Source organism: Nocardia sp. NPDC051570 (assembly GCF_044454005.1).
In the GTDB taxonomy this organism is placed as follows: Bacteria; Actinomycetota; Actinomycetes; order Mycobacteriales; family Mycobacteriaceae; genus Nocardia.
Window position 1 is genome coordinate 1 of sequence record NZ_JBITDI010000053.1, and the last position, 6585, is coordinate 6585.

Genomic DNA, 6585 nt, shown 5'->3' on the forward strand with positions numbered 1-6585 from the left:
GGACGGTGTCGGGGACGAGCGGCGGGCGGCCGCGGTCTCCACGGCCGCCGCGCCCCACCCCGGCCCCCCCGGGCCCGGCGCCCCCCCCCCCCCCGACCTTGACCACGAAACGCAAGAAGCCCCGGAGCCGTCAGGCTCCGGGGCTTCGTCGTTCGGCCGGTGGGCTACAGCGTCAGGTGGAGCACCACCAGGACCACCAGGGCCACGCCGAGCGGCGTCACTGCGATTGCGATGCGGATGTACATCGGTCCCCCTCTCTCGTGCTCACCCTGAGCACTGAGAGGCAGCCTAGCCCTTCTGTGTCAGTCTGCGCCGCTCGATTCAGGCTGACCCGATCGTTTCGACAACTGACGAAACGAGGGGCCCGGAGATACGTCAACTGACGAAACTCGGCGGGCCGTTGGCCTGCGAAAACGACGCAACCCGCACCCGCCCCGCCTCCGCAACACACCCCCCGGGTCTGGGGGGGTTCCCTCCGGTCGCGGCAGCGGGCGAAGCCCTAGCGGGCCGACTCGGGGGGTGCAAGCGACACGCTTTTCGTCGCTTGCGGCCCCCGGGGCGGTCTGCTTGCCTCTGGCGCTGTCGTGGCCGGAGGGAACCCCCCCAGACCCTCACCACCCCAGCCACCCACGAACCCGCAGACCACAACGGAGCCCCCCTCCCCTCTGGGCTGTGGTAGCCCGGCGGAGCCTCTGTCTTTTCACCACCCACGGGCCGCAGCCTCGCGCGCGCACGCGTAGGGCCCCCTCCCTGCAAGAGCCGCAACAACCGAAAACCGCAGGTCAACGCGCACGCGGGCCCGCAATCCGCGCGCAAGGTCGTTGCGCCTCGGGATTGCGGGATCAAGTGCTCATAGCGGACATGGTCCAATGATGGGGTTGTCATCGCAGGTATCGCCGTGTCATCATCGGCGTGGCGATGGCAATGTCATCGCCGCGAAGGGGAAGTAATCATGACCGAGAGGCAGGCTGAGGACTTGGAAGCCCTCGTGAACGAGACGATCCGGCTCTTGATGACCCGGACTGGTCGGCGGCAAGTCGACGTGGCCGAGGTGATCGGGATTACGCGTGGCTCGCTCTCACAGCGGCTCTTGGGCAACTCGAACTGGAAGCTGAACGACCTGCCCAAGGTCGCGGACTTCTTCGGCCTGACGGTCGGTGAGCTGATCTCCGGATACGCGGCGATCGCCAACGCCGACAGGCTTCCGCCTCGGGCGGACAGCGCGGGACAGACCCGCATCTAACTCCACAAAGACGGACGGCCCCCGCGCCAACGGGAGCCGCCCAGATCCACGAGCACCTGAGAGGACTCCCGTGGACAAGACCCAAGGATGGGCGTCGGCTGCTGCCGGAGCCAAATCGTCCGTGATCAACACGCTCGACGCGCTGACCCCGGCGTTCGTCCCGTTCGCGGCCCGCTGGGACGCTGAGGCCGACCGCCGGGCCAAGCTCCGCACCCCGGAGCACCTGAAAGCGCTGATGGACGCACAGCGGGCCCACAACTCGGCTCGCTCGACGGCGGCCACGGCCAAGACTCAGCGGGCGGCGGCCCGGAAGGGAAGCAAGAACCCGCTTGGTACGGCTCGCCGGGCGGCGGCGACGGCGGACCGTGCGGCCCGCAAGCACAAGGGGACGGCTAAGGCGGACCTGAAGACGGCCCGCCGGAACTACCCGGTGACGCTGGCGACGCTCGCGGTCCGGGGTCACGCGCTGCACGTGGTGCCCGCGTCGCTCGCCTCCTGGGCGCTCTCGACCTCGGCGGACTGGGCCACCTGGCCCGCGTCGGTCTCGGCCGGTCTGATCGCTGCTCACGTCGGCGGCCTGTGGCTCGGTCGGCGTCAGCTCTCGCTGACCGTGGAGGACGGGGCGACCCTCGAAGAGCGTCAGCTCATGGAGCGGCTTGACCCGTCGTACTGGGTCCAGCACGCGGACGCCCGGGGCCTGTCCGGCACGGTCACCACTCCCCCGGAGATCACCCCCGCCGGGGTCGTGTGCGGCGTCCGCCTCGACTTCAAGTGGTCGGCTAAGAAGCTGGCGGCTGAGGCGGACAGTGTCCGTGCGCTGCTCGGCGTGAAGACCGATACGCGGATGGAGATCAAGGCGGGCAGTCAGGGCGACTGGGCCCGGATCATCGTCCGCACGCGGTCCGCCTCGGACGGCATGTCGATGCTCTGGACGCCGGATCACGTGGGCATCGGCGTGGACGAGGTGACCGGGGAGTTCGTAGACCTCCCGCTCAAGGCGGGCGTTCACGTCCTGCTCGCCGGGATCACCGGCATGGGCAAGTCGGTGTCCTGGCGTCCGCTGCTGATGCGGGCGATCCGGTCGGACGACTGGACGGCCATCGTCGTGGACCCGAAGCGTCAGGAAGCGATCGGCGTTCAGCACGTGGTGCGGTCAGTCGGCCAGGAGCCGAACCGTGAGCAGCGGATGGCCGACATCTACGCGATGGTCAAGGAACTGACGCGGGAGATGTACCGGCGTCAGGGCATCGCCACCGGGGCGGACTGGGTGCCGGACGGCAGCCCGGAGAACCGCAATCTCCTGGTGATCATCGACGAGGGCGCGGCCATCGTCCGGATGTCGAAGCAGAAGCAGTACGCGGACGTCCTGGACCTCCTCGAAGAGCTGTGGAGCGAAGCCCGTGCGGTGGGCTTCCAGTTCGTCTGGGCCACGCAGAACCCCACCAAGACCGCCGGTGTGCCCGCGCTGGTGAAGGACAACATGTCGGCCTTCCTGTCGCTCACGACGGGCGCGGGCGAGCATGAGCGGTCGGTCTTCGGCGAGACCGCCCAGCAGACCGGATGGACGCCTTCGGGCCTGGACGGCGTGCCGGGTCGGGCGCTGCTCCGGTACCGCAAGCGGCCCCCGAACCCGCTCCGGCTGTGGTTCGTGCCGGGCGACGTGATCGCCGCTCTTCCCCCTGCCGACCCGTGGCGCTCTCCGGCCCCTGAGAACGGCTCTGAGGGGCCGCAGGAGACCACCCCGGCCCCGGTGGACCCCGACACCCTCACGGACAACCAACGGGCCGTCCTGGCGGCCATACAGGGCGGCGCGGGGACCAACGCGGAGATTGCCAAGGCTGCCGACATCAACCCCGGCTCCGTGACCCGCGCGGTCAAGTCCCTGGAAAAGCTCGGCCTGGTGGCCAAGAGCGGCACCACGATCGCCCTCGGGGGTGCGGCATGAGCCACGAACTCACCCCGCTGGAAGCCGCTCAGGCGTCCGTCGTCAAGGCGGAGCAGGAGACGCAGCTACTCGAAGTCGTGAAGCTCCTGGCGGCCTCTCAGGCGGCCCAGGCGGAGCGCGACACCGCCCAGGCCAAGGCCATGTCCGCCGCGCTCTCCCTGGCCCAGCAGCAGCCCCGCAAGGGGTCCTCTGACCGGGCTTGGCTCGTCCTGGCGCTCCTTGCCGGGGGCGGCGTCCTGGTCGCCCTCTTCCTCGCCCTGGCCGTGACCGCTATCGCGGTCGCCGTGGCCGCCCCCGTGGCCGTCAAGGCCGTCCGCGAACTCCGGAAGGACTCCAAGTGACCTCCAACATCACCCGCCGCCACGTGGTCATCTCCGGGGCCGTGGTCGTCTCGGTCACCGCGTTCGCTGCCTCCGCTGACACCCTGGCCACCCTCGGCCGGTCGGTCGGCTGGAACGAGTGGCTGTCGTGGTCCCTGCCGGTCGCCGTGGACGTGCTCGCCATGGTCGCCCTGATCGCCTGGTTCACCCCCGGCGTTCAGAAGCTCGGCCAGTGGATGACCGGGGCATCGGTGGTCACCTCCGTGGTCCTCAACGCCCTGGGGCACCTGGTGGCGACTGGTCACCTCAACGTCGGCCCGGGGATGGTCATCGGGGTGTCGGCCGTGCCGGTCATCTCCATGGCGCTGGCCGCTCACCTGGCCGCCGAGGTGGCCGCCCCCGGTGACCACCAGGACGACCAGGACGTGACCGCCGAGGTGACCACCGAGGTGACCACCCCGGCCCCCGTCCCGGTCCCCCTGCCGGTCACCGAGGACGACCAGGAGGTGACCGCCGTACCGACCAAGACAGACCGGAAGGTGGTCACTGCCCCGGTCACCCCCGGCGGCTCCGAGGTGACCGCCACGGTCCGCCGGAAGGCAGAGAAGCTGACCGCCGACCAGGGCGGCAAGGTGACCATCCAGCAGCTTCAAGACCTGGGCCTGAGCCGTCGCACGGCTACCGCCCTGCGCCGCGAACTCATCGCCCCCTGACGACACGCCGACGGCCCGCCGGTCAATTCCGGCGGGCCGCACGGTCGTTGTAGGGCAAGATCGACCCCAGACATGGCAACGGCCCAGAGCTAACAACTCCGGGCCGTCCGCCTCCAGCCTCGCTGAGACCGAGACAGGAAACGTTGCTGATGACCAGCGTACGAAACACCCCGGCCGTCCCGCCACAGCGGCCCGCCGGTCCCCGCTGCCACTGCGGCACTCCCATCACGCACACGCCCGGCAAGCGCCCCCGCGTGTACTGCTCCGACGCGTGCCGGATGGCCGCGAAGCGGGCCATTGCCCGGACCCTCAAGACGGGCGACGGCAAAAGCGAACACCTTGGGAAAGAAACAACAGAGTTTCCCAACCCCCTCCGACCTGCGGAAACGTCGGCCGTGGCAAATCCGAACACGGACCGGGAAGCGGCCCGCGAACGTGCTTCCCGCGAGCGTCGGGCCCGCCGGTACGCCGACCGCCGGACGCTCTGGAAGATCTCGTCAGACCGGACGTGCCGGGGCTGCGGCCGGACGGTCATGGACCCTGAGTCGGGCGTGATCCTGGCGCAGACCGCCGAGGGAACCGCCATCGCGCTCGGGCTCCTCAAGTGCGGGAAGATCTGGTTCTGCCCGGTCTGCTCGGCCAAGATCCGGCACGGCCGTGCCGAGGAGATCACGGCGGCGGCCGTCTCCTGGATGCAACAGGGAGGGTCCGCCTACCTGGTGACCTTCACCGCCCGGCACGCGGCCACGGACAAGCTGGCCGACCTGATGGACGCGATCCAGGGCACCCGGGCCGACAAGGACAAGGGCACCACCCGTAAGCCGGGCGCGTATCAGCGGCTCATCACCGGTGGGACCTGGGCCGGACGGCCTGACCGCCTCGACGCTGACGGCAACCCCGACATCGGCATTCGGGGCCGTGTCGGGTACGTCGGCATGATCCGCGCGACTGAGATCACCGTGGGCCAGGGCAACGGCTGGCACCCCCACATTCACGCCCTGGTGCTCGTCGGCGGACGCACTGAGGGGGACCGCAAAGACAAGCGCGTGGTGGAGGTGTTCACCCCTTCGGATGACGCCCTGGGCGAGCTGGAAGACCACTTCCGCGCGGTCTGGACTCGGCACCTGGCCAAGGTGGACCCCTCGTTCAAGCCCAGCGATGAGCACGGCGTGGACTTCAAGCGGCTGGCAACGGCCCGCGATGCCGAGGACTTCGGCCGGTACGTCGCCAAGCTCCAGGACGGCCACAAGTCCATCTCTCCGGCGAACGAGATCGCCCGTGGTGACCTCAAGCGGGGCCGTCAGGGGAACATGACCCCCTTCGAAATGCTGGGCCGGATCGGGGACCTGATGGGCGGCGTCCTGGAGGAAGACGCCCCGGGGCACGGTGACCTGTCCTGGTGCCTGGGCAAGTGGGCGGAGTACGAGACGGCGGTGTCCGGCCGCCGGGCGATCGAGTGGACCCGGTACCTGCGTCAGCTCCTGGGCCTGGTCGGCGGCGACACCGAGGACGACGACGCAGACCTGTTGTTCGAGATCGACGGAGCCTCGGAGATCCGGGCGGGCGTCCAGCTCCAGACGAACACCTGGCACAAGGTCACCGGCCGCGCGCTCGACCTGGCCGCGACAGAGGCCGTCGAGGGTCACGGCCTGGACCTCGACGCCGTGACCGAAGTGGTCACCCTCGCCGGTGCGTCGGCGGCCTCGGTCCGGCTCCTCACCCCCGGCGAGATCACCGAAGCGTGGGACGCCACCTTGGCCAAGCTCGCCGAACGGCGGGACGCTGCTGCCGCTCGCCGCAGGGTCGAGCGCTGACCGAAGGAGAGACCGTCATGGCACGTCGAGTCCGCCAACAATCCCGCCTCCGGCAGCACGTCACGGAGTGCACCGGTATCCAGCTCGACCACCGCGACGGCTCGATGTCCTGTTCCCGGGGCGTCCACTGCCCCGGGGTCGGGCTGCCCCATCGGGGCTGGGCGGACTGCGACTTGGCCGGACCCTGCGCCCACTGCGAGGGTCCGCCGGTCCGCTGGCTCTGCGACCACCACTGACGGCCTCGGGCCGTCAGTCGGCGGCCCCCTCGGGGGCCGTCTGGGCGGCCCTCTCGGGGCCGTCCTCCCCCCGTTGCGACCGAAGGGAGTGCGGGGCGGGCAGCCCGTAAGCGAAGCGCACGGGCATAGCTCGCTCCCAGGGGAATCGGACGACAGGCCGTCAGCGGCCGAACTCGGCCGATTCCCCTGGGCGGCACCCACGTGAGGGGGTGGGGGGGGGGGGGGGCGCGGCGGCGCGCCCCCCCCCCCGGGGGCGGGGGGGCCCCCGCCCCCCCCACCCCCCACAGAACAAAAAAACCCCCCCCCCCCGGCCG

At 70.5% G+C, this 6585-nt stretch carries 5 protein-coding genes; all 5 read left to right on the plus strand.

The window, feature by feature from the left end; translation table 11 throughout:
* The first annotated feature begins 952 nt into the window (after positions 1 to 952).
* The 5 genes from ACIA76_RS43455 (at position 953) to ACIA76_RS43475 (ending at position 6035) form a co-directional block, all read left to right on the plus strand.
* On the plus strand, positions 953 to 1243 hold the full coding sequence (locus tag ACIA76_RS43455; protein ID WP_361429925.1) for a helix-turn-helix transcriptional regulator: 291 nt from the start codon (positions 953 to 955) through the stop codon (positions 1241 to 1243).
* Positions 1244 to 1313: 70 nt separating this feature from the next.
* Complete coding sequence (locus ACIA76_RS43460; RefSeq protein ID WP_397161408.1) at positions 1314 to 3188, plus strand: MarR family transcriptional regulator; 1875 nt, start codon at positions 1314 to 1316, stop codon at positions 3186 to 3188.
* Complete coding sequence (locus ACIA76_RS43465) at positions 3185 to 3529, plus strand: hypothetical protein (RefSeq protein ID WP_361429929.1); 345 nt, start codon at positions 3185 to 3187, stop codon at positions 3527 to 3529. The genes ACIA76_RS43460 and ACIA76_RS43465 overlap by 4 nt, the downstream gene beginning before the upstream one ends.
* Positions 3526 to 4221, plus strand: coding sequence for a DUF2637 domain-containing protein (locus ACIA76_RS43470; RefSeq protein WP_361429931.1), 696 nt, complete (start codon positions 3526 to 3528; stop codon positions 4219 to 4221). Before ACIA76_RS43465 ends, ACIA76_RS43470 begins: the two co-directional genes overlap by 4 nt.
* A gap of 278 nt (positions 4222 to 4499) precedes the next feature.
* On the plus strand, positions 4500 to 6035 hold the full coding sequence (locus ACIA76_RS43475) for a hypothetical protein (protein ID WP_397161410.1): 1536 nt from the start codon (positions 4500 to 4502) through the stop codon (positions 6033 to 6035).
* Positions 6036 to 6585 lie beyond the last annotated feature (550 nt).

Bases quoted from the DNA above. Each gene is read 5' to 3' on its own strand.
- ACIA76_RS43465 (WP_361429929.1), top strand. From the start codon at position 3,185: ATGAGCCACGAACTCACCCCGCTGGAAGCCGCTCAGGCGTCCGTCGTC.
- ACIA76_RS43475 (WP_397161410.1), top strand. From the start codon at position 4,500: ATGGCCGCGAAGCGGGCCATTGCCCGGACCCTCAAGACGGGCGACGGC.
- ACIA76_RS43455 (WP_361429925.1), top strand. From the start codon at position 953: ATGACCGAGAGGCAGGCTGAGGACTTGGAAGCCCTCGTGAACGAGACG.